This is a genomic window from Moorena sp. SIO3H5 (genome assembly GCF_010692395.1).
Classification (GTDB): Bacteria; Cyanobacteriota; Cyanobacteriia; order Cyanobacteriales; family Coleofasciculaceae; genus Moorena.
Genome location: NZ_JAAHHS010000809.1, coordinates 1 through 1,088, shown reverse-complemented (window position 1 = coordinate 1,088; position 1,088 = coordinate 1). Strand labels below are relative to the sequence as shown.

Sequence of the window (1,088 nt, the reverse complement as noted above, 5' to 3'; positions counted from 1 at the left end):
TTCCACAATCACATTGCTGAAGCTAGCGGCACAGTCGCCATGCTAGCTGCGGCAATGCAAGGATTTACATACAGTTTCACATTACACGGACCATACATCTTTTTTAAACCATATCAATGGCGACTGGATGAAAAAATCAAACGAGCATTATTTGTCTGTTGCATCAGTAATTTTGCCCGTAGTCAGGGTATGATATTTGCCAACCCAGAAAAATGGCAGCAAATGCATATCGTTCATTGTGGCATTGACCCAAGTTTATTTAAACCAGTCACCCACAAAGGAGAAGGAAAACGTCTACTATTCATAGGCAGGCTCGCTGCTGCTAAAGGGTTGCCCATACTACTAGAAAGTTTGGTAACATTGCAAAAAAAATACCCAAATATTTTATTAACAGTGATTGGCGATGGCCCAGAACGCAAACAGCTAGAAGCAAAGACCATCCAGTTAGGTTTGAGTGGAAATGTTGATTACGTAGGTGCCAAATCCCAAACACAAGTAAGAGAATATCTGCAACAAACAGACATTTTTGTTATGTCCAGCTTTGCCGAAGGAGTACCAGTAGTATTAATGGAAGCAATGGAAACCGGGATTCCTGTAGTTGCAACCCAAATTGCCGGGGTGAGCGAGCTAGTTGAGCATCAAATCAACGGCTACCTCGTCCCACCGGGAGATACTACTTCCTTATCTGACCATATAGATATATTACTAAATAACCCTGACATTAGAGTCTTATTTGGTGCAAACGCCCGACAAAAAGTCAAGGACGAATTTAACATAGGCTATGAAGTTTCCTGGTTATATCAGGTAATGAATAGTGCTTTACAAGGTCGGATCGAACCCATTCGTCCAGATTATCAATCTCAGCCAGCTATTCTCAATACTAACCTGGTACCAGAACATCTATTATTGAAGACGAACAAATGACTTTTCACATATTCTAGAGATTGGTAGTTAATTCAGTTTTTGAATCAGGGTGCAAACAAAATACGCACAATTTTATCCAAAAATCGAATAATTTATGAGAACCGTAAAACAATTGGCTATCCGTGGAGCCATCTGGACACTGATTGGGTTTGGTGGTACTTATC

The 1,088-nt window shown here is 40.5% G+C and carries 1 protein-coding gene; it reads left to right on the top strand.

From position 1 onward, the window contains the following. Positions 1–924: glycosyltransferase family 4 protein (locus tag F6K52_RS36675; RefSeq protein WP_293090201.1), on the top strand; the 924-nt coding region annotated here is incomplete at its 5' end. Between the last annotated feature and the right edge of the window lie 164 nt (positions 925–1,088).